The sequence below is a fragment of the Marinomonas communis genome (genome assembly GCF_004363305.1).
GTDB lineage: Bacteria > Pseudomonadota > Gammaproteobacteria > Pseudomonadales > Marinomonadaceae > Marinomonas > Marinomonas communis.
Genome location: NZ_SNZA01000009.1, coordinates 1 through 25,435 on the forward strand (window position 1 = coordinate 1; position 25,435 = coordinate 25,435).

The following is a 25,435-nucleotide window of genomic DNA, read 5'->3' on the forward strand; positions in this document are numbered from 1 at the left end:
AACCACCTGATCCCATCCCGAACTCAGAAGTGAAAAGCGCCATCGCCGATGGTAGTGTGGGAGATCCCATGTGAGAGTAGGTCGTCGTCAAGCTTTTAATTAAGAAGCCCTGATCGCTAACGCGGTCAGGGCTTTTTTGCGTCCGTCGAAAATGCCTCGCCTTGATCCCCCGATAGCAAAACCTTAGCTAAGGGGTCAGATCCCTAGACTGACTGCAGTGATCTGAAACTGATGTACGTACAGGGATCTGACCCCTGAGGGTCAAATGGCGATAGCGAGAAGTCATAAAATTGGAAGCAGATGCGCGCGCAAGTGAGCTAAAACTTAGCTACTCAATAGATTCAATGCTCTTCCTGCTTCAACATTAGCCTGAGCTTGTACTGAAACGGATGAGCGCTCAAGGATGTCAGCAGCAACTTGCTGACTTATCGTTGCGGCAAAGTCCGCATCTTCAATACGGGAGCGTGCAGCAGATTCGTTCACTTGATTTTCAAGCAAAGCATCTATTCGGCTGCTAAAAGCATTCTGAGTCGCTCCATAATCCGCTTGAAGGGAATCAATACTTTCAATGCTGCTGTCTACTGCCTCGATTGCTGTATTTAAGGTAGAGGGTTCAGTAACATCAAATGAGAAAAGCCCATCAGAAGATAAGATGGAATTCAGGTCTGACGTCGGTATTCCTATTGTATTCTCAGCTTCTGCTCCAACTTGGAATTCTAAAGTACTCGTATCGGATAATAACTCTTGCCCAGCGAAGGTTGTCGAGCCGATCGTATTCTGTATGTTTTCAATTAAAGCATTAGCTTGCTGCTGGAGAGCTTGTCTGTCTGAGTCTGAGTAAATCCCATTTCCAGCTTGAACAGCCAGTTCACGTAAAGAAGACAAATCATTTGTTATAGATTCAAGGCCTCCCTGTGCAATCTGAGTGACTGATATGCCAGACATACTGTTTGCGATTGCCTGGCCATTACCATCGATTTGGCTGGTTAAACGATTGGCAATTTGTAATCCTGCAGCATCCTCTGCGGCACTATTAATACGTTGGCCACTTGCAAGGCTTGACTGTGTAGAGTTAAGCGACTGAGTGGCCGCCGCATTTACATAATTTGAACCAATGTTGTTAATACTCATGAGATGACCTTTCCGATCTGAAGCGGAAGTTGTGATTGCCTCCTTTGAGTATAGTCTTCAATTCAGTAGATTAAAAATTGACCTATCTTGTTTTTTTATGGGTTCCTGCGATAGAACGCTGCAAGCTAAATCATGATGGACAATGTGCTGTGGTTTTTACAAACGCCTTCTTTAGTGCCATTGGTGCGGCAAAAGAGCTGCCTTTGATTGGCGGCCAAGTTGCCTTAGGGAGTTGTGTCTTATCGCTACTGGTTAGAGCTGAGATGGGGATGTCTTGGCATCCATCACCGTCTACATCGTAACCTAGGGGTACACCGTTGCTGTCATCAAGGCGTATAAATTGATAAGCAGCTTGTTCGTATGTGTCCACAAAGACATTGTCAGAAATGAAATAGTTGAGCTCTTTCTCCGCTGCTCCAACAGTCGTAACGCCTTTTGCAAAAGACAAAGTATTGATCGCTCTTGAACCACTGTTTCCTGCGATTGTGAAGACTTGTACCCCTTTATCCGTCAATGCTTCAAGGGCTTTAATGACTAGATAAGTGTCGTGCCAACTTGGATTTTCTTCGCCCCATTGGCGAATCGTTTCTATGTATTTTTCTCTATGTTTTCTACTTAGTGGTTGATCAAATGCACTGATGAGGGTTGAAGACTCCCACGACAATACAAGAGAATCTATTGGTGTTCGATCAAAGCGATCATTAATGCTATTGATGGCCATTAGAATCTCTTTCATAGGGCTGCGTTGTCCAGCGAGTGGATATCTTAAAAAAACAAAGCTTGGATCATTTGCGATGAGCTGTACCATATCACCGTGGTAATATGCTTCTTTTTGGTAGTCTTTATCTATATCAACAACGCCATACATCCAACGGTGCTGTGTCTTGTCATCCTCAGATTCGAATGCTTCCATCGGAGGATAAAAACGATCGATGATGGCGACGTAGTAATAGCTTTTCTGTTCTTGACTGGATACGTTCCACGTTAAAGCGAGAATCAAGCATGAAAGCAATAGTCTAATGAACTTCATATGGGCTCTCCCTCGGTTTTAAAAAGGTAGTCAGAGAGCACGGATGTGCTGTGGTATGAAACAGGTGTCTTACATAAGCTTTGTCACACATTGAAAATTTCTCCATGTTTTCAATGTGAATATTTTGTGACGATATGTATAACCTTTGATGAATTTTGTCGTTAGTTCAGGTTCAAACGTGTATTTACAAAGCGCTCCGAGCTTTTATTGTCTAAGTTAAAAATAAGGTCTAAACCAAGGCTATTGATAGCCAAGGTGGAAAAGTATGTTCAAACGTTTATTTTCAAGAACAAAGAAAGAAGCTCTATCGAGTACACCAAATCGAAATATTAAGCCCATGGAGCATAATCGTGGGGAGATGTCTCGTCTGATCGAGTCTATCCAAATGAATAACCCTGATTGCGATGTGCTTAATGTAGAGGAGCTGCAACAAAAATTTAATCAGTTCGTTGCTCAAAACAAATTAGGTACCGATTTAAAGACTGATTACATCAGTCATTGTTCTCCTGAGAAGTTACAACGCTTATTGGAATCAGGTTACTATGGTTCGACCATTAAAAATGGTATCAAGAAGATAGAAGCTTCAGATCATGAGTTTTCTTGGTCATCTGACAAAGACGTCGTAGGTTCCCTTTTCATGGATAGAGGTTTCTTTATCTTAGTGAGAGCTGTTAATCGTAAGTCAGGATTTACGCGTCGTTGGGTGTTTGATATGTACCTAGCAACTAAGCACTTTGCTTAACCTTTTGATGTAAATATGTCTGTTCTCGCGCCTGAGTTTTTTATTAAACATTTCCTTAATGCTGATTACGTAGAAAAGTCCGAAACGATCCAATCTCTATGGAGCGGTTATGGTCATATATCCCGTTATCATGTTGAACATCGAGGGAATCGCTCGAGTGTTATCTTAAAAGCAATCGATTGGAAGGCTACTGCCAAACACCCTCGTGGCTGGCAATCCGACCTAGCACATCAACGTAAGGTAACTTCCTATCAGGTCGAGATGGATTGGTACAAGAACTGGTCAAGAGACACCCAACATTCGATTAGGATTCCAAACTTTTTATCTAGTTTGGAACAAGAGTCTGCCGTTTATTTGTTGTTAGAAGACCTTGATGCCAGTGGCTTTCATGTGCGTTGTGCATCTCTTGAATCTCATCAAGCCAGTACCGTATTACATTGGTTAGCTAGTCTTCATGCCCATTACTTAGTGATCACCCCCAATGTAGATTGGCCTAAAGGGCTTTGGCCCCAAGGCACCTATTGGCATTTAGCAACGCGTCCAGATGAGTGGCAAGCCATGGCAGAAGGTCTGTTAAAACAGAGTGCACAGCGGCTCGATGACGCTATTAGAACCTGCTCGTATCAAACGTTGGTGCATGGCGATGCGAAGGTGGCGAACTTTTGTTTCAACGAGGACTTATCCGATGTGGCGGCGGTAGACTTCCAGTACATTGGCCGCGGCATTGGTGTTCAAGATTTAGCGTATTTCTTGGGTAGTTGCTTAAGCGAAGCACAGCTCGAAGCAGATATCGATTATTTACTAGATATCTATTTTAGTGAACTGGCCCGTTGCATTATTGCTCGAGGAGAGTCGCCAGACTTGGCTGAATCCGTGACACAAGCATGGTATCGACTGTTCCCTGTAGCATGGGCAGACTTCCATCGCTTTATCATGGGGTGGTGTCCAACCCACCACAAAAATACCAGCTTTAGCCAGCGCATAACACAAATAGGCTTAGACCAAGTAAGCCTTTAACTATTTCGAAGTGCACGGTTAGTTTTTGCTGTGGCTTCCGCGGTTAATGGGTTTTCTGGCCAAGGATGCTTAGGGTATCTACCTCGCATTTCTTTACGAACGTCTGGGTAAGCTTCTTTCCAAAAAAATGCTAAGTCCATGGTGACAGCCAAAGGGCGTTGAGCAGGCGATAGCAGTTCAATTTTTACCGTCTGCCCTGCGATCATAGGGCTTTGCGTTTCGCCAAACATTTCTTGTAGTTTAACGCGAATGACAGGCTGCTCGCCTTGGTAATCCACTTTTATATTTGAGCCGGATGCCACGGGAATACGAATCGGTAATGTCTGTAAACTTTGTTGTTGTGGCCAATCTAGTAATGCCATTAAAGGGTCTAGTATAGAAAGCTTCTCTAACTGCTGAATGCGCTTCACGCCCGTTAAAAAAGGCCCTAGCCAATCCTCTAAACGTTCTAGCAAACACTCGTCCGACGCATCCGGCATTGATGGGTCAAGGTGTCGATGGGCAAATTGAATACGGGCACGAAGGGCTAGGCTGTCCTCGTCCCAATTTAACACGTGTAAGCCTTGTTGGCGGATATAGTGACAAGTTGCCATGGTTACGGCGCTGTCTGGTAAATGACTAAGGCGCTCCTGCTTGAGTTTTAGCTTGCCCAGCCAAGTCTCTGCAGCACCAACCAAACCACCGCTGGCTTTATCCCATTCACAGCGTTCAATAATTTCAATTTGATCGGCCAGAGCTTGTTCTAATTCGTTTAACGAAATAGGGCAGGTTAGATAGAGCCAATCCGCATCCCGCTCCGCATGACCACCGAGCTCCAACGCGATCAGAAAATCACTATTAGCATTCGAATCATGGTTAGCGAGCAGGGCTTGTCGGCCATTGCTCAACTTAAATAAGGTTTCACCTCCCTGTTGGCGTTGACGCATCGCGATACGATCAGGAAAGGCGGTGGCCAAACAGGCGGCTAAAGAGAATGATCTATCGGACTTATTATTAGGCAAATGTCGCTGCAAAGCGTTGATCGAGCGTTGCCAAGCTTTGCCTTTGGTCGCATAGGTAATAGCGTTGTGTAGGTTGGAGTCTTGGTGTTGTTTCGATACACCTTCGTAAAGTAACGCGGCTGCTTCTAAGGCTGATTGAGCCTCCCCACGTCGGCTTGCTTCGAGTAGCAAGCGCGCCAAACGCGGCGGTAAAGGCATACTTGCCAGCGCTTCTCCATCCGCGGTCAGAGCGAGGCTGTCGCTTGTTTCCAGCAAGCCTAACTGTGTTAACAAGCTTTTTGCCTGTTGCCAATGGGCTAATGGCGGCAAGCTAATCCAATCTAACTCTTCACGCTCTTGTACCCCCCAACGAGCCACATCCATCACTAGATGACTTAGATCTTCTAGCTCGATCTGTGGTGCGTTATGGGCTGCTAGACGGTGTTGTTGCTCTTCTGACCACCAACGGTAACAGACACCGGCTTGCAAACGTCCCGCACGCCCCGCTCGTTGAATGGTTTCAGCTTGGGAAGCACGACGAGTATGCAAACGTGTGGTGGCGGTTTTGGCATCAAAACGGGCTTCGCGAGAGAGGCCAGAATCAATCACAACACGAATGCCTTCGATGGTTAAACTGGTCTGGGCGATGCTGGTTGCGAGCACCACTTTTCTTTGTTTTTCTAGAGCGGGTGCAATGACCTTTTCTTGCTCTGCCACGCTCATATCACCAAAGAGAGACAACAATTCGGTGTTATCGGGCAGTTGATTTTCTAACAGGCTTTGTACTGTGCGGATTTCACGCTGACCAGGCAAAAACACGAGAATCGATCCGTCTTCTTCGCGCAACGCTTGTTGAACCTGCTTGGCAATTTGCAGAGATACGTCCTGCTGTTTCAATGCTAGGTTAGCGTAACGCATGGTGATCGGAAATTGTCGCCCTTCACAAATAATAGGCTCGCAATGCAGCAGTTCCGTTAAGCGTTCGCTATCCAGTGTCGCGGACATGACTAAGAGTTTAAGGGGATCATCTTCACGAAACAGTTCCCGCGCTTGTAGACTCAAAGCAAAGGCGAGATCAGAGTGTAAATTGCGCTCATGAAATTCATCAAAAATGATTAATGCGACGTCATCTAAGCTCGGATCATCTTGCAACATACGGGTGAGAATTCCCTCTGTCACGACTAAGATTTGAGTATTAGCGCTTTGTTTGCCTTCTTGGCGGATCTGGTAACCAACACGTTGACCTAAGGGTTCGCCTAGCTGGTCTGCTAGACGCTTAGCGGCTGACTTAGCGGCAAGGCGACGCGGTTCGAGCATGACGATTTTGCGCTGACCAAGCCAATTCGCATCCAGAAAAGCAAGTGGCACGGCTGTGGTTTTACCTGCCCCAGGTGCTGCTTCTAAAATAGCTTCATGGTGCTGATTTAACTGTGATTGCAGCGCTGGGATGGTAGAGTAAATAGGTAAAACAGTCGTCATGTGAATCCCCTGTAACGATGCTCACATAATAACGATATTTGTTTTAACTTTCAGGATATATAAGGCAGAAGCGGAAAGGACATAGGAGCTTTCAGGCATTGTTAATGGTGTGTTAACAAAAGCATGATAAAGATCTTCTAGCACATACCGCCTCCGCTAAATTAATAAAAAATATAAGGATAGAGAACGGCATGAACGAACTCGGTAAGAAAACCCTGTTAATCGTTGATGATGAGCCAGATATTCGACACTTGCTATGCGATGCGTTAGCTCAAAAAGGCTATCAAGCATTGGATGCGCAAAATGGCGAGCATATGTGGCGTTGCTTGGAAAAGCAGCCTGTTGATTTAGTGCTAATGGATTTATACCTACAGGAGGAAGATGGGCTTCAACTGGCTAGGGAAGTGCGAGAACGCTTTCATGACATGCCGATTATGATGCTCACTGGTAAAGGGGATGAAACCGATAGAATCCTTGGTCTAGAGTTGGCTGCGGATGACTACATGATGAAGCCATTTAATTTGCGAGAGCTGACCGCTCGCATTCATGCACTGCTACGACGCAGTGCCCGCCAAGCACCAACACAGCCGATCAATACGGATCATGACTGTCTCTATTTCGGTAAGTGGACATTAGACCTGACCTCGCGACAGCTTCGTGATCAGCAGGGAGAAGAGGTGATTCTTACTCTAGGAGAGTTCTCTTTACTCGAAACACTTGCCACGCGCCCGGACCGCGTTCTGACGCGAGAACAAATTATTGATTTAAGCCGTGGACTGGAGACAGAAGTATTTGATCGCACCGTCGACGTATTGATTCTACGCTTACGTCGTAAATTGGAAGCTAACCCCAAAGCACCGGAATTTATCAAAACACAGCGTGGTCTGGGCTATTTATTTAATGGTCCAGTGGCCAAGAGTGTGAGCTAATGCGACAAGTTAGCATCCGACAAAAAGCCTCAATCATCATCTTTGCCATCAGTGTGGTGGCTTTTTGTATGGTGTTAATTGGCTGGCAGTCGATGCGAGTAAGTGAGTCATCACTGTCAGACTTTGAAGCGCAAACACTACCGGAAATCAGTACCGCCCTGACGTTAGCCGAAAGTGTGGCGCAACTGGCGGCAGCTGCACCCTACACAGCCGGTTCAGCCCGTCCCTTTCAACTGCAAACAGAGTCCGAGCGTTTAACGCGGCGAATCACCGATTTGCGCAGCGTGGCGGATAGCTTAAATGACACCGAGTTTCGGGCGCAGATTGAGACGCGCTTAGGAAGCTTTGATGCCACCCTGGCAGAGCTTGTCGATCTGGTGCACGAAGAGTTGTATATCCGAGAAGACAGTTTGGCGCAGCAGTTTGCGATTCGCCAGCTCATTAGCACAGAAAGTAGCTTAGCGAAGGTACACCAAAAACAAGTTCTAGTCTGGCTGCTGAGTCTAATTGAACAGCCAGGAGATGTGGCATTACAGCTAACTCATGAGCTGAACCTCTTGAATGCTGAACCGCAGACAAAGAAGATCGCCACTGAATTGCTCAAGGCGCAGCAGCGTCTGAATGACATTCAAGAGCGGAAAATCTATTTGTTGATCTCATTGCGTGCGAAGTCTGAGCAGCTAAGTGCGCAAGTCAGTGATTTTGTCGGCATGCTGCAGAAACAAGTGTCTCGTCAACGTATTGAAGTAAGCGAGGTTGTAGCGAAAGGACAGCGTTGGTTGGCAGGGATTTCGCTATTTCTTGTCTTAGGTCTAGGGTATCTGTACGTTTCAAGCCGACGCATGACAAAGGACTTGGAAGCCGTGACGCATGACATGGAAGAACTGTCTCTTGGGCAAGTGGACTCTCGCAGCCCGCAGGTGCGTCGTAATGATGAAATCGGCACCTTAGCCAATGCCTTTGAAGTGTTCCGCCGAGATGCCATTCGTCGTATCGAAGTGTCAGCAGAGCTGTCAGAGCAAAAGCGTCTACTGGAAACCATCTTCGACAATATGAACGACGGCTTAAGTGTATTTTCGGAGCAGGGGCTTTTGATTGCATGGAACAAGGGCTACGAAAGCTTGTTCGAGATTCCACCCAATCTATTGTATCGCGGTATGCCGATAGACGATGTGCAAGCGTTGATCACGCAAAGCTCTCATAAAAACCTCAATATAGAAAACCAGCTGGTGCAGATGGATGAAATCAACGCCTCGCGCCACCATCGTAGCCAAAGTTTTGAGCGGCACTTTGATTCAGGAAAGATCGTCGAATTTAGGTCAAAGCCCATGCCAGAAGGGGGCTTTGTTACCCTTTATACGGATCTTACGGAGCGTAAAAGTGTCGAGAGCCAATTGCGTCAGGCGCAGAAAATGGAGGTGCTTGGGCAGCTAACGGGTGGGGTTGCCCATGACTTTAATAATCTACTGGCAGCCATCATGGGGAACTTACAAATGCTGTCGGATTCTGAACCCAAAACACTGGATCAAGCTCGCTACATTGAGCGATCCCTCGCGGTGGCTGAAAAGAGCAGTAACTTAGTGCACCGTTTATTAGCGTTCAGTCGTAGACAGCAACTGTTTCCTGAACCCACGCATATCGATGATTTGATAGAAGGCATGTTGGACTTAGTTGAGTACAGCGTGGGCAATCATATTACGGTAGAAGTTGACCTGAACTGTCCCGAAGAACATTGTCTGATTGACCCATCGCAATTGGAAAATGCTCTCTTGAATCTTTCCTTAAACAGTGCCGCTGCTATGTCCCGAGGTGGTTATCTACGCTTCTCCACTAAGTTAACTCAACTGCCGGATTCAGATGTTCCTGCGGTACGCATTAAAGTAGAAGATACTGGAAAAGGCATATCCGAAGCCGTATTGGGGCGTATTTTTGAACCCTTCTTTACCACCAAACCTGTTGGCAAAGGCAGTGGGTTGGGGCTCAGTATGATCTATGGTTTTGTGAAGCAAAGTGGTGGCGAGATCATAGTGACATCCGAAGAAGGAGCTTGGACCAAAGTCTGCTTGTTCTTGCCTCTGATGGCGCAAGAGAGAGCCTTTAACAAACGGACCACCATTGAAAGCTTACCAACCCTAGTCGTGCCCGAAGAGCCGCTCATTTGGTTGGTGGAAGACGACCCTGAGGTATGCCACGTTATGCGTGAACAGCTGCAGCAATTGGGTTGTACAGTACAGACATTTGAATGTGCAGAAGCGGTTTTGCAAGCCTTGCAAGGTTCGTTTCATCCAGATGTAGTGATGTCGGATGTTAACCTTGCTGGCGACCTACACGGCGTGGCGCTGGCTCACAGCTTAAAGCGAATGTCGTCATGGCAAGGGCAAGTGTTGCTTATGTCGGGTCTGCCAATTCAAGAATTAAGTGAAAGTTACGGCTTAATGAAAGAAGATTTAATTCTCTCAAAACCTTTTACTATTAATGAGTTAAGTGAAGTTTTTCAGTTCAAAAACTAGAATATTACAAATATTACAGCCCTTGCACACTGGTTGAAATCTTTCGTTAGTTTTCGTCGACCATATTGTTATGAGAAACAGCGGTGACTGTCTGTTTCAGCGGCCTTAGCCGAGAATAAAAACAATACTGGAGTCATTTTCATGAAATTTAACTACCGTAAACTTGCTTGTCTTGTTGCTGCCGGCGCACTATCCACTGCTGCGATGGCGGAAACTCCTATCATCGGTCTGATCACTAAGACCAACACCAATCCATTCTTCGTTAAAATGAAAGAAGGCGCTCAAGAAAAAGCCGCTGAGCTAGGCGTTGAGTTGCGTACTTTTGCTGGTCGTTACGACGGTGATAACGAAACTCAAGTTCAAGCTGTTGAAAACCTGATTGCATCCGGTGCTAAGGGTATCTTGATCACACCAAGTGACACCGCAGGTATTGTACCAACCATCGAAAAAGCACGTGAAGCGGGCTTGTTGGTGATTGCACTGGATACACCGCTTTCACCAGCCAGTGCGGCGGATATGACGTTTGCAACGGATAACTTCAAAGCCGGTGAAATGATCGGTATGTGGGCCAAAGCGAAAATGGGCGATAAGGCGAAAGATGCCAAAATCGCACTGTTGGATCTAAGCACAAGCCAAATTACGGTAGACGTGGCGCGTAACCAAGGTTTCTTGAAAGGCTTCGGTATTGATCTAAACGATCCAAATCAAATGGGCGATGAAACCGATCCACGTATTGTTGGCAACGACGTGACCCAAGGCTCGGAAGAGGGCGGTCGCCGTGCCATGGAAAACCTATTGCAAAAAGACCCAGGTGTGAACTTGGTGTACACCATCAACGAACCCGCTGCTGCAGGTGCGTATGAAGCATTGAAATCATTCGGCATGGAAAAAGATGTGCTGATTGTCTCCGTTGACGGTGGTTGCCCCGGTGTACGCAACATTGAAGATGGCGTGATCGGTGCGACGTCTATGCAATTCCCTCTAAAAATGGCCTCTGAAGGCGTTACTGCGATCGTTGAGTTCGCGAAATCTGGCACACGCCCGAGCGCATCTGACGGTCTAGACTTCTACGACACTGGGGTTCAGTTGATTACTGACGAGCCTGCCAAAGGCGTTGATTCTGTTACGTCTAAAACTGGCCTAGCGATGTGCTGGGGCTAATCGAGTAAAGACTTTTCATTGAAGGGACTTTCCCCTTGCGCCGCTGGCTGAGCTTTGGTCAGCGGCAGTTATTCTGTCTGGAGTTAACCCTATGAGTTCTGCTAACCCAAAACCGTCTGCACCGGTATTAGATCATGATAAAGTCGCAGATCAGGCTGGCAGTGGTAGCTATGTAGCGAATTTCGAAAGTAAAGACAGTGCGCTGACACGCTTTCAGAAATTTCTTCATAAGTACCCGGTCGCAGCGCCAACCATCGTCTTAGTATTTGCCATTATTGGCTTTAGTCTATTGGTTGGAGACCGTTTCTTACATCCATTTAACTTATCCCTCGTGCTACAGCAGGTGACCATCATTGGTGTGATCGGTGTGGCGCAAACGTTAATTATTTTGACCGCGGGGATCGATCTATCCGTGGGGGCGATCATGGTATTAGCCTCCGTCGTGATGGGGCGCATGGCGATTGACCACGGCTTGGATGCGGGCTTTGCCTTGCTGATAGGTATCAGTGTTGGTGCCTTGGCAGGTTTGATTAATGGTACCTTGATTACCCGTTTCAAATTGCCGCCATTCATTGCCACCCTAGGCTCTTGGAACGTGTTTTTTGCCTTGAACCTTTGGTACTCAAAAAGTGAGACCATTCGTTCACAAGACATCGCCAATAATGCGCCACTGTTGCAATGGTTAGGGGAAACGATTTCATTCTTCGGTGCTCGGCTGACCTATGGCTCACTCTTGATGTTGGCCTTATTCTTCCTGATTTGGTACGCCTTAAATTGGACTGCTTGGGGGCGTCATGTGTATGCCACGGGGGATGACCCTGCGGCAGCTAAGTTGGCAGGTATTCGTACTGATCGCATTCTATTGTCTGTCTATGTGTTAGCGGGCGTGGTATGTGCAATAGGTGCTTGGGTATTGATCGGCCGTATCGGTTCAGTATCACCTCAAGCGGGTTACACCACTAACCTTGATAGTATTACGGCGGTGGTAATCGGCGGGTGTAGTTTATTTGGTGGGCGGGGCTCTATTTATGGCACGCTGATCGGGGCGCTCGTAGTGGGGGTATTCCGAAACGGTTTGGCGCTCGCAGGAGTCGATGTGCTTTGGCAGGAGTTCACCGTAGGTATCTTGATTATCGTCGCCGTTGGTGTCGACCAGTGGATTCGTAAGGGGACAGCATAATGACAGCACATTACGATCAACAACCGGTATTACAAGCTCGTGGTTTAGTAAAACGCTACGGTAGCGTGACCGCCATCGATCATGCCGATTTAACGCTTTACCCTGGGGAAATCCTAGCGGTAATTGGTGATAACGGGGCTGGCAAATCGTCCTTGATCAAAGCTCTTTCAGGTGCACTGGTACCTGACGAAGGTGAGATCTTGCTGGATGGGCAACCTGTGCACTTCAACTCCCCGATGCAGGCACGTGAACTTGGCATTGAAACCGTCTACCAGAACTTAGCCGTTTCTCCTGCTTTGAATATTGCGGATAACTTGTTTTTAGGTCGAGAGCTTCGCAAGCCAGGTATTTTGGGGTCGGTCTTCCGTATGCTCGACAAAAAAGCCATGGAAGAGCGTGCTCAAGCGAAGATGAAGGAACTCGGTCTGATGACCATTCAAAACATCTCTCAGGCCGTTGAGTCTCTCTCTGGTGGTCAGCGTCAAGGTGTTGCTGTGGCGCGTTCTGCTTTGTTTGGTAGTAAAGTAGTGATTATGGATGAGCCGACTGCCGCACTGGGTGTGAAAGAGTCTCGTCGTGTACTGAACCTGATTAAGGAAGTGCGTGACCGTGGTTTACCGATCATTTTAATCAGTCACAACATGCCGCACGTATTTGAAGTGGCGGATCGCATTCACATTCACCGTTTAGGAAAGTGTGCGGCAACCATTACGCCTGAATCACATACTATGTCTGAAGCCGTCGCTATCATGACGGGAGCGATGGAAGTGGACGACAGCTCCGCGGCTGCGTAAAGTGGCGACTGAGTAAAGTGTGTGGCGGAATCGGTTGAGTGGAGTGACTATGGCATGTTTATCAAACGCGCGTAATGAAGCAAAAGTGGCAGCGCCGCGTTCTGCATACGCATGGATGGCATCGTGCCTAAGACGCTCCTTGATCACGGCTGCCTGTATTTGCTCCTCTTGGGGAGTGTTTGCGCAGCCAGTCGTTGATCAGCCGCTACGCTCTATTGGTATGAGCGTGGCCGATCTTGGTAATCCATTCTTTGTGGAGTTGGTGGATTCCGCTACCCGCAAAGCGAATGAGCTGAATGAAGGCGTACCGGTGGAGGTCATCGTTCGTTCAGATGCTTATGACCTGAACCGTCAGATGCGTCAGCTTAATGACTTTATTGAGCGTAAAGTTGACCTCATCATTCTGACGGCAGCGGATGAATATAAGATTGCGCCGGTGGTGGCAAAAGCTCAGCGAGCAGGCATCAAGGTGATCGCAGTGGATGTCAACGCACACGGTGCGGATGCCACCATTACCACAGATAACGTTCAAGCGGGTATGGTCGCCTGTGAAAGACTTGCCAAGGAAATTGGCTACCAAGGACAGTTCGTTATTATTAACGGCGTGTCAGTGTCATCGGTGCTTGAGCGGGTTGCTGGATGTAAATCTGCCATCAATCGTTACCCCAACATCACCTTATTAAGTGATCGACTGAACGGTACCGGAAGTCGCGAAGGCGGAATGGAAGCGATGACTTATCTAATGGAAGAATATGACCATTTAGACGCAGTCTTCGCGATCAATGACCCGACCGCATACGGTGCCATGATGGCAGCGCAGCAAGCAGGTAGGAACGAGTTTGTACTAGCTTCTGTTGATGGGTCTAACTTTGCCATCAAAACCATTCAATACCCTAACATATGGTTAGCGACCGCCATTCAAAGGCCACAGCTTATGGCGGAAAAAGCGGTAGAAATTGGTATGGCGTTGCTTAAAGGGGAAGACGTGCGCCAACGCTTTATTCTGATTCCTGCTAAGTTGGCGCAGAAGGATGCACAACCAGCATCTAATTGAAGGCTAATAGTTGGCGTTCTTGGCGAACCTCGTTACTCTAACGACTTAGTCGCCAAGGATGTTATATGGATACGTCGAGTCTCTTCCAGCAAATCTTTAATACCGTTTTCCCATTACTGATCATTGTTTTGATCGGGTTCTTTTACGCTCGTGTTCGACCGACAGATATGACCGTCGCCAATCGAATCAATATGAGCGTGTTTATCCCTGCTTTGATTTTTTCGGTCATGGCCGCGAAAGACTTCCAAATACAAGCGTATCAACCCTTAATTGCGGCCTCGGCGTTCGTGGTCATATGCTCAGGTTTAGTCGCGTGGCCGATAGCAAGGCTGCTGGGTTATGAGTTTAAGACCTTTGTACCGCCAATGATGTTTAATAACAGTGGTAACTTGGGCATCCCCCTAATGGTACTCGCGTTTGGTGAGTCAGCGCTGCCTATTGCTGTGGTGATGTTTTTAACTGAGAACCTGCTGCATTTTACCCTAGGTATGTACCTCCTCAATCCGAAGACTAATCTGATGAATCTGCTGAAGATGCCGATGATCATAGCCACGGTATTAGGTGTGGTGTGGAGTGTTCAAGGATGGAGCCTGCCTCCATCGATCGGTACTGGGGTAGATATGCTGGGACAGATATCCATCCCATTAATGCTGTTTGCCTTGGGCGTTAGAATGACCGATGTGGACTTTGGGCAGTGGCGTATTGGTGTGGTCAGTGGGTTAGTGAGCCCGTTAAGCGGTCTCATCGCGGCATTAATATTCTATTGGCTATTTGGTTTAACAGAAGAGTGGTTTGGCTATTTAATTGTCTTTGCCTGTTTGCCGCCTGCGGTGTTGAATTATATGGTGGCGGAGATCTTTCAGCAGGAGCCGCAAAAGGTGGCGTCCATCGTTTTACTGGGTAATTTAATGTCATTGGCGTGCATTCCTGTGGCGCTGTATTTTGTTCTTTAGTGGAGTTGCATAGCATGTTGGTGCAAATAGGTTTGCTCGCGTTATTAGTCTTGGCTTATGTCGTAGTGCTGCGATTAATTTCAAAAGCCATTCACTCGGTGGGTTTGCGTCGCTCGTTGAATGATTTGCGGGTTAGTTTGATCTCAAAGATGGTGAATCTTGCCTTAACCGCAGTGTTTGTCTTCCTGTTTTGTGTCGTGTTAGGCGTTGGGTATGGTCAATTAGCGGTCTTTTTCTCCTCTGTATTTGCCGTAGTCGGTATTGCCTTATTCGCTCAATGGTCGATTCTAAGTAACGTCACAGCCAGTTTGATTATCTTTTTCGGGTTCCCTTATCGAGTTGGGGACTGGATAAAAGTCGTCGATAAAGACGAAGAGATTCTTGGACAAATTCATGAAATTACCAGCTTTCATGTGATCATCACTCGTCTAACGGGTGACACTGTGACGTACCCAAACAGTATGATTTTGCAAAAAGGGGTTATCCGCTATCGTAATGAAGCCGAAGCGAAACAGCACTCAACGTTACTCAAAGACGTTGCAAAAGGTGACAATGGTGCAACAGAAATAAGTAAAAATTGATCAAAATTTACTCAGTCGATCGGGTTTGTGGCATACTATATGGCCTCGTCTAACATTTCACACCACAAGCTCGGTAGGAGAGTTCCATGAAATCCAAACCCGAAGCCCTGATCACTAAGCATCCCGGCCTCATTCATAGCGACGCAATGAAAGTTAAATCCCATGTACAACGTAATCAAGAAGACTGGGTGCTGCATACTTTGATGATCGAAGGTTATGACGTGCCATTCCGCTTTAAACGTCAAGGAAAGTACCACTCGCTACGAGGCGCACGTGTAAACCTGACCTATTACCCTGCTCAAGAGTCCGTTGCTGGGATCGATATGGAAGTCATGAAAGTCGTGCGTGTGAAGCGCAGCTAACATTCCTTCTTTGTCAGAGCTTTCGGCCTCTATCATCTAAGATCTTTTCGCCGTCTTCTTTGAAATATGGCCCTTGAGGCCACTTATCTAGTATATCTAATACACTTTCACTAGGGCGGCACAATTTTACACCCTTAGGGCTACAGACAATCGGTCGATTGACTAATATTGGGTGTTCAAGCATAGCCTTGATCAACTGTTCATCGGTAATATCGTCATCTAGAAGTCCCATTTCTTGAGCTGGCGACTTGGTGATGCGTAAGGCTTCTCTTGGAGTGATATTCGCCGCTGCAAATAGCGCCATCAGCTGGTTGCGAGTCCAGCCATCCTTAAGGTATTCAATAATAATTGGAGTGTAGCCCGCATCTTGTATGATTCGCAGTACGTTTCTAGAAGTGCCGCATTCTGGGTTGTGATGAATTACAATCATAGTCGTCTCTTCGCTAAAATGGTTAATTGGATAAGGCTCAAATAGAGGCTTGATTTACCCGTTGGCTGAGTTGCTCTGCACTTTCTACCCGTTCCGAATATCGGTCTACGAAATAGTCCTTACTTCCTCTTAGTAACAATGTGAACTTCATTAACTCCTCCATGACATCAACGATTCGATTGTAATAGGGGGATGGTTTCATCCGATTATTGTCATCAAACTCTAAGAAGGCCTTTGCAACACTTGATTGATTGGGGATTGTGACCATGCGCATCCAGCGCCCCAAAATACGTAATTGATTCACTACATTGAATGATTGGGACCCTCCACATACCTGCATCACGGCCAGCGTTTTTCCTTGGGTTGGTCTAACTCCTCCAACGTTTAAAGGAATCCAATCAATTTGGCTTTTGAAGATACTACTCATTGACCCGTGGCGCTCAGGAGAGCACCACACCTGTCCTTCTGACCAAATCATGAGCGACCTTAACTCTTGAACCTTAGGGTGCTGGTCATCCGCCATATCTGTCTGTGGAAGCCCTTCAGGGTTAAAAATCCTGACTTCTGCTCCCATGCTTTGTAATAATCGAGCGCTTTCCTCAATCACTAAACGGCTGAAAGAACGTTCTCTTAAAGATCCGTAGAGTAATAATATGCGAGGTGGGTGTTCGCTTATTTTGGGTTGGCATTTTTGTAAGGAGGGGATGTCAAGTTTATCCGTTTGTAGATTCGGTATGGCGTTATCTTGAAACATAGTAGAGCTTGTCCATAATATCTGTATTTTCATATATGCGAATAACTGTATATTTGTTTCCCCATATATTCAAGTGTTGTTCAAAATTTTCAAGGCATGCTGTTGGATTCTCCTTGAGGGGCTATTCCTTTCGTCATTGTCTGAAGGTACTCTTCGCTCATTGTGAGTATTTCTTAGGAGTAATATCAGGTAATGACTACGGCCCGTTCTCAGTCTTGGTTTGACGTCTTTAAGCGTGTTGAGCGCAGCGTTTGGTTTCAAGGCTTTATAATCAGCATCATCATTATTGCGGCCTTAACGGTGGGGGCAAAAACCTACCCGCTCCCGTATTCCGTTGAGCTGGCGATTAACTATCTTGATACGCTGATCACCGTGTTTTTTCTGGCGGAAATACTGTTGCGCTTTGTCACCTATGAACGCAAACGTGAGTTCTTCAAAGATCCTTGGAACCTATTTGATTCCGTCATCGTTATTGGTAGTTTAGTGCCGATATCCAATACTGACATGGTGCTAGTGGCGCGTCTGTTGCGCGTATTACGAGTGCTGCGACTGGTATCGATCATCCCAGATCTACGAGTGTTGATTAATGCCTTGCTAAAAGCCATTCCGAAGATGGGCTACATCGCCTTATTGATGTTCATCATCTTCTATATTTTTGGTGCGATGGGGTCAATCTTTTTTGAGGGCATCAACGAAACACTGTGGGGTGATATCGCCATTTCCATGTTGACCTTGTTCCGCATCGCCACGTTCGAAGATTGGACCGACGTCATGTATGAGACGATGGCTGTATACCCACTGAGCTGGATGTACTACGTGGTGTTTATCTTCTTAACCGCGTTTGTGTTCTTGAATATGATGGTAGGTGTGGTGCTAGAGGTAATGAGCCGCGAGACATCCGCTGAAGAACAGCAGCACCAAGAGGATCATCATCAAGCCTTGGTTGAGCAAATCTCGCAACTACAGCAACAAGTGCAAGCCCTGAGCGACAAACTGGATCGCAAGGACTAGCAGTAGGCTAGTCCAAATGCAGCGTTAATCCCTGTTCTGGCAGTGGCAAAGCAGTTTTGTAGCGCACTTGTTTTAAGGCAAAGCTAGAGCGAATGCTGGCGACGCAGGGAATCTTTGAAAGGTACTGGAGGATAAATTTCTCCAGTGCTTTCATATTCGGTACGACCACACGTAATAAGTAATCCTCATCCCCTGTCATAAGATAACACTCCATCACTTCTGGTCGATCACTGATCGCTTCTTCAAAGCTCTGTAAGGCTTCTTCTACTTGTTTCTCTAGGGTAACGTGGATAAATACATTCAGCGTTAGGCCCAGCTTCTCCGCTTCCAACAAAGTTACCTGCTGTTTAATAAGGCCTTTCTCTTCCATGGCTTTGATACGGTTGTAGCAAGGCGTGGTGGACAAGTTAACCGCTTTGGCGAGCTCAGCGTGGGTGATGCGAGCATTTTCTTGGATTTGGTTAAGAATCAATATATCGGTTTTATCAAGCTGGCTCATGATATTTTCTTTATAATTTAATTTTGCAGGGTAAATTTTCTCTAATTCAGAGATTTAAGAGAGATAATAGGAAAATAAAACTCGGCGGCAGAAATTACAATGGTTAGATCAAATTTCGAGGTGATCTATGCCATCTACATCCACGCAAAACTATCCTATTTTCAGCCTGAAACGCTTTCAAGTTTCGTTGCCAAACCAACTGAAAATCGTCCTAATGTTTGCATTGGCAGTCGTGGCGCTAGGTGGTAATTGGCCGGTGATGAAACTGGGTTTAGAGCATATTTCACCGCTTTGGTTTGCGGCCGTACGATTCGTGATGGGATGTGTTTGCCTATTCTTTTTGCAGGCCATTACAGGCAAGGTGAAACTGCCAACGCGCAAAGACCTTCCGATTGTCGCCAGCGTTGGTTTGGTGCAGATGATGATGTTCACTGCTCTAGGGGCGATTGCTATGTTAAGCGTCTCGGCAGGGCGTTCGGCAGTATTGGGTTACACCACGCCTTTGTGGGTGACACCGATTGCTTTGTTCGTGTTGCGGGAGCGCTTTAGCACGATGCAGATCGCGGGTACCGTGATTGGATTCGTAGGCGTACTCATTTTGCTTAACCCTGCCACCATTGATTGGCGTGATACAGCTGTACTGCAAGGCAATGCGTTACTGCTGTTTTGCTCTCTATGCTGGGCGCTGTGTATTTTGCACCTTCGCCATCATAAAGGTGACAGTAATGCTTACCAACTGGCACCTTGGCAAATGTTGCTTGCGAGCTTTTGTCTGATTCCTTTGGCGTATTACTTTGAAGGAAGCTTCACTGGTGACTTCAGCGCTACGTTTTGGTGGGTTATGTTGTACATGGGACCGTTTGCGACCGCTTTTTCATTTGTGGCCATCAATGCCGCCAGCAAACACCTTTCTTCAGCCAGTATGTCGAACGCCATGTTAGGCGTTCCTGTTACAGGATTATTGGCGTCAACCGTGTTTCTCGGTGAAACGCTTACACTGTCTCTTGCGTTAGGTGGTGCTGTCATCTTAGGCGGTATTATGTGCGTATCTTTGGCTGGGCGTGGCGCAAGCGGCCGCCAAAAGTGTTGAGCATTAAACCTAGCAGCACGACCAGAATCCCGACCCACTGTTGGTGGCTGATGCTTTCATTCAGTACCAACGCCGCAGAGGTTAAGCCAACCACGGGGACGCCTAATGACAGTGGCGCGACGGTGCCAGCGCTGTAACGGGACATCAGTTGGCTCCAAAGGCCATAGCCTGCCAATGTGGCGAATAGTGCTAGGTAACCAAGAACAGCAACGGTGCTCCAATTGATATCCTTCAGGTTAGACCACATTAGGTCTGGGCCGTCGACAAAGTAAGAGGTAATGAAGAAGGGCACAGACGCGATCCCCGCACTCCATACGATTAAGCTAAGATCTGCTTGGTAGCCTTTCTGAATAATAGCTTTGGTGGTGATGTTACCCAATGCCCAGCTAGACGCTGCCGCTAGGGTCAAAATAAAGCCCAATACGGTCATGGAGGTGTCTTCTCCCGCGGCACCGATAATCGCCAGTCCACCGCTGGCAATCGTAACCGCCAGTATTTGATAAGGTCGGACCGTTTCTTTTAGTAAGAGTACGGAAAAAATCAGTGTAAAGATGGCTTGTGACTGTAATACCAAAGACGCCAATCCCGCTGGCATGCCAAATGTCATGGCGCAGAACAGCCAAGCAAATTGGCCAAAGTTCAAGGACAAGGCATAGAGTAAACACCATTTTAATGGGGTCTTAGGGCGAGCAAAGAAAAAGCAGCCGACCAATGCTAAGACTAAGAAACGCATGCCGCCGAGCATCATCGGGGTCATGGCATCGAGTCCCCAACGAATGACAACGAAGTTGAACCCCCAAGCGAAGATAATAATTAAGCCTAGGGATAAGTCTTTCGCGGTCATGATAGGAGGTCCTTTTGTCGATAAGGTCTAACTGTAACGATTTCTTATCTGATGAAAAAAGGAACAACTGGGGACATTATGACGTTTCTTTGACGAGACACTTTAGAGTGCCGTCCGCAACACGAATGTTAATGTCATCCCCCTCGCTCACATCACGACAAGAGCGGATGACCTGTTTGTCTTTGCTGGCAATAGCATAGCCTCGAGACAGAATATTCAAAGGGCTCACCAAATCCAACTTTTCAATAGTTTGGGCGAAGCGTTGCTGTTTCTGGTTCAGTGTTTGACCTAAGGCTTGATTCAGTCTTTGCTGAAGCCTTTCAATACGCTCCTGATGAGCGACTACCTTCGCATTTGGGTTGGCTTGTTTAAGGCGTTGCTGCAGGTGGCTTTCGCGCACTTGCCTCTGTGCAAGTTGGCTGAGTATGGCTTGAGATAAACGCTTTGTGCTTTGGTCTAAACGGTTTTGCTGTTGTTCGATACGCTCTTTAGGGTGGCGAATACGTTGCGTGATGAAATCTAAGCGCTGCTGATGCTGTTGTAAGGTTTGCTCAAAGCGACGTGTAAACAGGTGCTCAAAATGTGCAATCTGCTGTTCTAGGTTGCGTACATCGGGGCTTAATAATTCAGCCGCAGCGGTTGGCGTCGCGGCTCGAACATCTGCCACAAAATCTGCGATGGTAAAATCAACTTCATGACCTACTGCTGAAACAATTGGTGTTTTAGCCTGATAAATGGCGCGAGCGAGCGCTTCGTCATTAAAGCTCCAAAGGTCTTCTAACGAGCCACCACCACGTCCGACGATGATGGCATCAAAATGCCCACTGACATCGGCACGTTCCAGTTGTTGGCGAATATTAGTCGCAGCCCCTTCACCTTGAACAAGGGTTGGTAAAATCGTTAGCTCGGTCAATGGGAAGCGTCGTTTAAAGGCGATGACCATATCGCGCACCGCTGCGCCTTTGGCAGAGGTGATGATCGCAACGCGCTCTGGACGAGTAGGGAGAGCTTTCTTGCGGGTTGGATCGAATAATCCTTCCGCTTGTAATTGGTTCTTCAAGCGCTCAAAGGCCGCTTGCAAGGCACCTTCGCCAGCGGCTTCCATGGACTCCACCATCAGTTGGCAGTCACCGCGCGCACCGTAAAAGGTCACTCTTGCGCGAAGTCGAACCAGATCACCGTCTTTGGGCTTGAATTTGACCGCCATGTTTTTGCCCTTGAACATCGCACAGCGTATTTGTGCGCGATCATCTTTCAAGGAAAAGTACCAATGACCTGAGCTTGGTTTGGCAAGGTTAGAGAGCTCTCCTTCTACTAAAATCCATGGCAAACTGGCTTCCAACAACTGCTGAATTTGGCGGTTTAATTCTGAGACGGTAAAAGTCGGTTCTGAACTGTGCAAAGTTGTAAATTTTTTCATCAATGTCCCGTGGTTTTGATTTACCGAATCACAATGTTGGAGTAGAATTACTTGCCATCTTAAACCCAGTTGGCATTGGAAATTCCCTATTATGTTACGAATCGCACAACAAGCACTAACGTTTGATGACGTTTTGCTTATCCCAGGCTATTCTGAAGTTCTGCCGAAAGACGTGAGCCTAAAAACACGCATCACGAAAGGCATCGAACTAAATCTTCCTCTTGTTTCCGCTGCCATGGATACGGTGACTGAACACCGCATGGCGATTGCCCTAGCGCAAGAAGGCGGCATTGGCATTATCCACAAAAACCTAACGATTGAGCAACAAGCGGCAGAAGTTCGTCGCGTGAAAAAGTTCGAAAGTGGTATTGTCAAAGACCCAGTAACGATTCACCCTGGCGCGACTGTTCGCGAGTTGATGGATCTGACTGCGGCACACAATATTTCTGGTGTACCGGTTGTTGAAGGAAAAGACCTAGTCGGTATCGTAACCAGCCGTGACGTTCGTTTTATCAAAGACTTCGATAAAACCGTTGCTGACATCATGACGCCAAAAGAGCGTCTAGTGACTGTCCTAGAAGGTGCTTCTAGCGGCTCTATCCGTAAGCTACTTCATGAACACCGTATCGAAAAAGTGTTGGTTGTGAACGAGCAGTTCGAACTACGTGGTATGGTAACGGTAACGGACATCAACAAAGCACAAACTTTCCCGAACGCTTGTAAAGACGACAACGGTAGTCTTCGTGTTGGCGCTGCAGTAGGCACTGGCGCAGACACTGGTGACCGTGTGACGGCACTAGCAGAAGCGGGTGTTGACGTGATCGTTGTTGATACTGCACACGGCCATTCTAAAGGCGTGATCGACCGCGTACGTTGGGTGAAAGAAAACTTCCCTCAAGTACAAGTGATCGGTGGTAACATCGCGACAGCAGAAGCTGCGATCGCGCTAGCGGATGCAGGTGCTGATGGCGTTAAAGTGGGTATCGGCCCAGGTTCGATCTGTACGACTCGTATCATCGCAGGTGTGGGTGTTCCACAAATCAGTGCGGTTGCAAACGTAGCGGCGGCAATGAACGAGCGCGGTATTCCAGTTATCGCAGACGGTGGTGTACGTTTCTCTGGTGACATTGCGAAAGCGATTGCAGCGGGCGCAAGCGTGATCATGGTTGGTGGTCTATTGGCTGGTACTGACGAAGCACCAGGTGAAGTGGTTCTGTTCCAAGGTCGTTCATTCAAAGCGTACCGCGGCATGGGCTCTCTTGGCGCGATGTCTCAGTCTCAAGGTTCTTCGGACCGTTACTTCCAAGACGCAAGCAGCGGCGTAGAAAAATTGGTACCGGAAGGTATTGAAGGTCGCGTACCTTCAAAAGGTCCAATGGCAGCTGTTGTTCACCAATTGATGGGCGGTGTTCGCTCTTCAATGGGCTACACTGGCTCTGCAAACATTGAGCAGATGCGTACTCAAACGCAATTTTCTCAAATTACTGGTGCGGGTATGCGTGAAAGTCACGTGCATGATGTTACCATTACTAAAGAAGCGCCGAACTACCACGTTGGTGGTTAAGCGCTGATGAATGAAAAACCAAGATGGGGCGTTTAACGCCCCATCTTCTTTTTTTTTTGAACAGCTCTTACTGGGTAGGAGCGAAGGACTAGCTAATAATGTCGCAAGATATCCACGCTCATAAAATTCTTATTCTTGATTTTGGTTCTCAGTACACGCAGCTGATCGCTCGCCGTGTTCGTGAGATTGGTGTTTTCTGTGAAATCCGTGCATTCGACATGGAAGAACAGGAAATCCTAGACTTTAACCCGAAAGGTATCATCCTTGCGGGTGGCCCTGAGTCGGTTACGGAAGAAGGCTCACCACGTGCACCTGAAATCGTTTTCACACTAGGTGTTCCTGTTCTAGGCATTTGTTACGGCATGCAAACCATGGCAGAGCAAATGGGTGGTAAAGTTCAAGGATCTGAATTGCGTGAATTTGGTTACGCGCAAATCCGCACGCACGGTAACTACTCATTGCTTGACGGCATTGAAGACCACGTTGCAAACAACGGTGTTGCCTTGCTTGATGTGTGGATGAGCCACGGTGATAAAGTGGTTGATATGCCAGAAGGCTTCGCTTTGATGGCGTCAACTGAAAGCTGCCCAATCGCTGCGATGGCCCACGAAGGCAAAAAGTTCTACGGTGTACAGTTCCACCCAGAAGTAACGCATACGAAACAAGGCGGACGTATCCTGTCTCGTTTCATTGTTGATATCTGTGGCTGTGAAACTCTATGGACGCCAGCAAACATTGCTCAAGACGCAATTGATCGTATGAAAGAGCAAGTTGGTGACAAGAAAGTTCTACTGGCCCTTTCTGGTGGTGTGGACTCTTCTGTTGTGGCGGCTTTATTGCACAAAGCAATCGGTACACAGCTAACCTGTGTATTCGTTGATAACGGTCTACTTCGTCTAAACGAAGGCGATCAAGTAATGGCGATGTTCAAAGAGAACATGGGCGTTAACGTTATCCGTGTTGATGCTGAAGACCTATTCCTAGGTAAACTAGGCGGCGAAGCAGACCCAGAGAAGAAACGTAAGATCATTGGTAACACCTTCATTGAAGTATTCGACGAGGAAGCGGCCAAGCTAACGGAAGTAGAGTTCCTAGCACAAGGTACTATCTACCCAGACGTAATCGAATCTGCTGCCTCTAAAACAGGTAAAGCACATGTCATCAAGTCTCACCATAACGTAGGTGGTCTACCAGAAGACATGAAGATGCAGCTTGTTGAGCCACTACGCGAATTGTTCAAAGACGAAGTGCGTAAGCTAGGTCTAGAGCTAGGTCTACCGTACGACATGGTTTACCGTCACCCATTCCCAGGACCTGGTCTAGGTGTTCGTATCCTTGGTGAAGTGAAGAAAGACTACGCGGACATCCTACGTCGCGCTGATGCTATCTTCATCGAAGAACTTCGCAACGCTGGCTGGTACGAGAAAACAAGCCAAGCATTCGCTGTATTCCTACCAGTTAAATCTGTAGGAGTTGTAGGCGATGGTCGTCGTTACGAATACGTGGTTGCACTACGTGCTGTAGAAACCATCGACTTCATGACAGCGCGTTGGGCACACCTACCATACGAGCTACTAGAGAAAGTGTCGGGTCGTATCATCAACGAAATCGAACACATCTCTCGCGTGACTTACGACGTATCGTCTAAGCCACCAGCGACCATCGAATGGGAATAATTCAGCGTTAGGTAACACCTTGCACTGAACAGCAATAAACACTCTCAAGCCCGCTATCTAGCGGGCTTTTTTGTATCTAAAGGCCAAATCATTTGGCACTGTCTAGCAGCTTCAAGCACGGTTTGACCGTGGTATAGCGGTGGGTATTATTTTCTCCAAACACCATGCGCAACCCCGATACCATAAAGCGATATTTCCATGCCTCATGGTATTAATTTTCTCTAACTATTTGAAAGTAAAAGAG

Annotated in this window: 23 protein-coding genes and 1 rRNA gene; 16 read left to right on the top strand and 8 right to left on the bottom strand. The window is 47.1% G+C overall.

What is annotated here, in order from left to right; genetic code table 11:
- Positions 1 to 93 (top strand): 5S ribosomal RNA (gene rrf, locus C8D85_RS17805); the annotation flags it as partial.
- Positions 94 to 324: 231 nt separating this feature from the next.
- On the opposite strand, the gene C8D85_RS17810 is transcribed toward rrf, so the two are convergent.
- Together C8D85_RS17810 and C8D85_RS17815 are read right to left on the bottom strand one after the other, a co-directional pair.
- Positions 325 to 1,131, bottom strand: a complete 807-nt coding sequence (locus tag C8D85_RS17810; RefSeq protein WP_133565264.1) for a flagellin N-terminal helical domain-containing protein — start codon at positions 1,129 to 1,131, stop codon at positions 325 to 327.
- Between the two features lie 130 nt (positions 1,132 to 1,261).
- On the bottom strand, positions 1,262 to 2,161 hold the full coding sequence (locus C8D85_RS17815; protein ID WP_133565266.1) for a hypothetical protein: 900 nt from the start codon (positions 2,159 to 2,161) through the stop codon (positions 1,262 to 1,264).
- 265 nt (positions 2,162 to 2,426) lie between these two features.
- Between C8D85_RS17815 and C8D85_RS17820 the strand changes: the two genes are divergently transcribed.
- Together C8D85_RS17820 and C8D85_RS17825 are read left to right on the top strand one after the other, a co-directional pair.
- A complete protein-coding gene (locus tag C8D85_RS17820) occupies positions 2,427 to 2,903 on the top strand; it encodes a hypothetical protein (protein ID WP_133565268.1) in 477 nt (158 codons plus the stop codon).
- A gap of 15 nt (positions 2,904 to 2,918) precedes the next feature.
- Positions 2,919 to 3,920: an oxidoreductase family protein gene (locus tag C8D85_RS17825; RefSeq protein ID WP_133565270.1), complete on the top strand. Its 1,002-nt coding sequence runs from the start codon at positions 2,919 to 2,921 to the stop codon at positions 3,918 to 3,920.
- Here C8D85_RS17825 and hrpB read toward each other — a convergent pair.
- Positions 3,917 to 6,379: an ATP-dependent helicase HrpB gene (hrpB, locus tag C8D85_RS17830; RefSeq protein WP_133565272.1), complete on the bottom strand. Its 2,463-nt coding sequence runs from the start codon at positions 6,377 to 6,379 to the stop codon at positions 3,917 to 3,919. The two genes, C8D85_RS17825 and hrpB, sit on opposite strands and share 4 nt — an antisense overlap.
- Positions 6,380 to 6,570: 191 nt before the next feature.
- On the opposite strand from hrpB, the gene C8D85_RS17835 reads away from it, so the two are divergent.
- The 9 genes from C8D85_RS17835 to C8D85_RS17875 all read left to right on the top strand — a co-directional run bounded on the left by C8D85_RS17835 (position 6,571) and on the right by C8D85_RS17875 (position 15,903).
- Positions 6,571 to 7,308, top strand: coding sequence for a response regulator (locus C8D85_RS17835; protein WP_133565274.1), 738 nt, complete (start codon positions 6,571 to 6,573; stop codon positions 7,306 to 7,308).
- The gene (locus C8D85_RS17840) at positions 7,308 to 9,818 is read left to right on the top strand and encodes a PAS-domain containing protein (RefSeq protein ID WP_133565277.1); all 2,511 of its coding nucleotides are present in this window, start codon (positions 7,308 to 7,310) and stop codon (positions 9,816 to 9,818) included. The genes C8D85_RS17835 and C8D85_RS17840 overlap by 1 nt, the downstream gene beginning before the upstream one ends.
- Before the next feature lie 141 nt (positions 9,819 to 9,959).
- The gene (locus C8D85_RS17845; protein WP_133565280.1) at positions 9,960 to 10,979 is read left to right on the top strand and encodes a sugar ABC transporter substrate-binding protein; all 1,020 of its coding nucleotides are present in this window, start codon (positions 9,960 to 9,962) and stop codon (positions 10,977 to 10,979) included.
- Between the two features lie 91 nt (positions 10,980 to 11,070).
- Positions 11,071 to 12,159: an ABC transporter permease gene (locus C8D85_RS17850; protein ID WP_133565282.1), complete on the top strand. Its 1,089-nt coding sequence runs from the start codon at positions 11,071 to 11,073 to the stop codon at positions 12,157 to 12,159.
- Positions 12,159 to 12,953, top strand: a complete 795-nt coding sequence (locus C8D85_RS17855) for an ATP-binding cassette domain-containing protein (RefSeq protein WP_133565286.1) — start codon at positions 12,159 to 12,161, stop codon at positions 12,951 to 12,953. Before C8D85_RS17850 ends, C8D85_RS17855 begins: the two co-directional genes overlap by 1 nt.
- Positions 12,954 to 13,002: 49 nt before the next feature.
- Complete coding sequence (locus C8D85_RS17860; protein ID WP_244937051.1) at positions 13,003 to 14,007, top strand: substrate-binding domain-containing protein; 1,005 nt, start codon at positions 13,003 to 13,005, stop codon at positions 14,005 to 14,007.
- Positions 14,008 to 14,072: 65 nt separating this feature from the next.
- On the top strand, positions 14,073 to 14,960 hold the full coding sequence (locus tag C8D85_RS17865; RefSeq protein ID WP_133565288.1) for an AEC family transporter: 888 nt from the start codon (positions 14,073 to 14,075) through the stop codon (positions 14,958 to 14,960).
- 14 nt (positions 14,961 to 14,974) lie between these two features.
- Entirely contained in the window at positions 14,975 to 15,541 is a 567-nt protein-coding gene (locus tag C8D85_RS17870; protein ID WP_133565291.1) for a mechanosensitive ion channel domain-containing protein, read from the top strand.
- An 86-nt stretch (positions 15,542 to 15,627) separates the two neighbouring features.
- Positions 15,628 to 15,903 (top strand): hypothetical protein, encoded by a 276-nt coding sequence (locus C8D85_RS17875; protein WP_133565293.1) that lies wholly within the window; start codon positions 15,628 to 15,630, stop codon positions 15,901 to 15,903.
- 13 nt (positions 15,904 to 15,916) lie between these two features.
- On the opposite strand, the gene arsC is transcribed toward C8D85_RS17875, so the two are convergent.
- Both arsC and arsH read right to left on the bottom strand, forming a co-directional pair.
- Positions 15,917 to 16,333: an arsenate reductase (glutaredoxin) gene (gene arsC, locus C8D85_RS17880; RefSeq protein ID WP_133565296.1), complete on the bottom strand. Its 417-nt coding sequence runs from the start codon at positions 16,331 to 16,333 to the stop codon at positions 15,917 to 15,919.
- A gap of 37 nt (positions 16,334 to 16,370) precedes the next feature.
- Positions 16,371 to 17,087 (bottom strand): arsenical resistance protein ArsH, encoded by a 717-nt coding sequence (arsH, locus tag C8D85_RS17885; protein WP_133565297.1) that lies wholly within the window; start codon positions 17,085 to 17,087, stop codon positions 16,371 to 16,373.
- Positions 17,088 to 17,279: 192 nt separating this feature from the next.
- Between arsH and C8D85_RS17890 the strand changes: the two genes are divergently transcribed.
- Positions 17,280 to 18,098: an ion transporter gene (locus C8D85_RS17890; protein WP_133565299.1), complete on the top strand. Its 819-nt coding sequence runs from the start codon at positions 17,280 to 17,282 to the stop codon at positions 18,096 to 18,098.
- A 7-nt stretch (positions 18,099 to 18,105) separates the two neighbouring features.
- On the opposite strand, the gene C8D85_RS17895 is transcribed toward C8D85_RS17890, so the two are convergent.
- Positions 18,106 to 18,597: an Lrp/AsnC family transcriptional regulator gene (locus C8D85_RS17895; RefSeq protein ID WP_133565300.1), complete on the bottom strand. Its 492-nt coding sequence runs from the start codon at positions 18,595 to 18,597 to the stop codon at positions 18,106 to 18,108.
- A gap of 127 nt (positions 18,598 to 18,724) precedes the next feature.
- Between C8D85_RS17895 and C8D85_RS17900 the strand changes: the two genes are divergently transcribed.
- On the top strand, positions 18,725 to 19,687 hold the full coding sequence (locus tag C8D85_RS17900) for a DMT family transporter (RefSeq protein ID WP_133565303.1): 963 nt from the start codon (positions 18,725 to 18,727) through the stop codon (positions 19,685 to 19,687).
- Here C8D85_RS17900 and C8D85_RS17905 read toward each other — a convergent pair.
- A complete protein-coding gene (locus C8D85_RS17905; protein WP_133565304.1) occupies positions 19,635 to 20,531 on the bottom strand; it encodes an EamA family transporter in 897 nt (298 codons plus the stop codon). The two genes, C8D85_RS17900 and C8D85_RS17905, sit on opposite strands and share 53 nt — an antisense overlap.
- A gap of 76 nt (positions 20,532 to 20,607) precedes the next feature.
- Complete coding sequence (xseA, locus tag C8D85_RS17910; RefSeq protein ID WP_133565306.1) at positions 20,608 to 21,951, bottom strand: exodeoxyribonuclease VII large subunit; 1,344 nt, start codon at positions 21,949 to 21,951, stop codon at positions 20,608 to 20,610.
- 91 nt (positions 21,952 to 22,042) lie between these two features.
- Here xseA and guaB point away from each other — a divergent pair, with 91 nt between their 5' ends.
- Positions 22,043 to 23,515: an IMP dehydrogenase gene (gene guaB, locus C8D85_RS17915; RefSeq protein ID WP_133565308.1), complete on the top strand. Its 1,473-nt coding sequence runs from the start codon at positions 22,043 to 22,045 to the stop codon at positions 23,513 to 23,515.
- A gap of 98 nt (positions 23,516 to 23,613) precedes the next feature.
- Positions 23,614 to 25,191 carry a glutamine-hydrolyzing GMP synthase gene (gene guaA / locus C8D85_RS17920; protein WP_133565310.1) on the top strand — a complete coding sequence of 526 codons (1,578 nt, stop codon included), beginning with the start codon at positions 23,614 to 23,616 and terminating at the stop codon, positions 25,189 to 25,191.
- Positions 25,192 to 25,435: the final 244 nt, after the last annotated feature.

Bases quoted from the DNA above. Each gene is read 5' to 3' on its own strand.
- C8D85_RS17810 (WP_133565264.1), bottom strand. From the start codon at position 1,131: ATGAGTATTAACAACATTGGTTCAAATTATGTAAATGCGGCGGCCACT.
- C8D85_RS17815 (WP_133565266.1), bottom strand. From the start codon at position 2,161: ATGAAGTTCATTAGACTATTGCTTTCATGCTTGATTCTCGCTTTAACG.
- C8D85_RS17820 (WP_133565268.1), top strand. From the start codon at position 2,427: ATGTTCAAACGTTTATTTTCAAGAACAAAGAAAGAAGCTCTATCGAGT.
- C8D85_RS17825 (WP_133565270.1), top strand. From the start codon at position 2,919: ATGTCTGTTCTCGCGCCTGAGTTTTTTATTAAACATTTCCTTAATGCT.
- hrpB (WP_133565272.1), bottom strand. From the start codon at position 6,379: ATGACGACTGTTTTACCTATTTACTCTACCATCCCAGCGCTGCAATCA.
- C8D85_RS17835 (WP_133565274.1), top strand. From the start codon at position 6,571: ATGAACGAACTCGGTAAGAAAACCCTGTTAATCGTTGATGATGAGCCA.
- C8D85_RS17840 (WP_133565277.1), top strand. From the start codon at position 7,308: ATGCGACAAGTTAGCATCCGACAAAAAGCCTCAATCATCATCTTTGCC.
- C8D85_RS17845 (WP_133565280.1), top strand. From the start codon at position 9,960: ATGAAATTTAACTACCGTAAACTTGCTTGTCTTGTTGCTGCCGGCGCA.
- C8D85_RS17850 (WP_133565282.1), top strand. From the start codon at position 11,071: ATGAGTTCTGCTAACCCAAAACCGTCTGCACCGGTATTAGATCATGAT.
- C8D85_RS17855 (WP_133565286.1), top strand. From the start codon at position 12,159: ATGACAGCACATTACGATCAACAACCGGTATTACAAGCTCGTGGTTTA.
- C8D85_RS17860 (WP_244937051.1), top strand. From the start codon at position 13,003: ATGGCATGTTTATCAAACGCGCGTAATGAAGCAAAAGTGGCAGCGCCG.
- C8D85_RS17865 (WP_133565288.1), top strand. From the start codon at position 14,073: ATGGATACGTCGAGTCTCTTCCAGCAAATCTTTAATACCGTTTTCCCA.
- C8D85_RS17870 (WP_133565291.1), top strand. From the start codon at position 14,975: ATGTTGGTGCAAATAGGTTTGCTCGCGTTATTAGTCTTGGCTTATGTC.
- C8D85_RS17875 (WP_133565293.1), top strand. From the start codon at position 15,628: ATGAAATCCAAACCCGAAGCCCTGATCACTAAGCATCCCGGCCTCATT.
- arsC (WP_133565296.1), bottom strand. From the start codon at position 16,333: ATGATTGTAATTCATCACAACCCAGAATGCGGCACTTCTAGAAACGTA.
- arsH (WP_133565297.1), bottom strand. From the start codon at position 17,087: ATGTTTCAAGATAACGCCATACCGAATCTACAAACGGATAAACTTGAC.
- C8D85_RS17890 (WP_133565299.1), top strand. From the start codon at position 17,280: ATGACTACGGCCCGTTCTCAGTCTTGGTTTGACGTCTTTAAGCGTGTT.
- C8D85_RS17895 (WP_133565300.1), bottom strand. From the start codon at position 18,597: ATGAGCCAGCTTGATAAAACCGATATATTGATTCTTAACCAAATCCAA.
- C8D85_RS17900 (WP_133565303.1), top strand. From the start codon at position 18,725: ATGCCATCTACATCCACGCAAAACTATCCTATTTTCAGCCTGAAACGC.
- C8D85_RS17905 (WP_133565304.1), bottom strand. From the start codon at position 20,531: ATGACCGCGAAAGACTTATCCCTAGGCTTAATTATTATCTTCGCTTGG.
- xseA (WP_133565306.1), bottom strand. From the start codon at position 21,951: ATGAAAAAATTTACAACTTTGCACAGTTCAGAACCGACTTTTACCGTC.
- guaB (WP_133565308.1), top strand. From the start codon at position 22,043: ATGTTACGAATCGCACAACAAGCACTAACGTTTGATGACGTTTTGCTT.
- guaA (WP_133565310.1), top strand. From the start codon at position 23,614: ATGTCGCAAGATATCCACGCTCATAAAATTCTTATTCTTGATTTTGGT.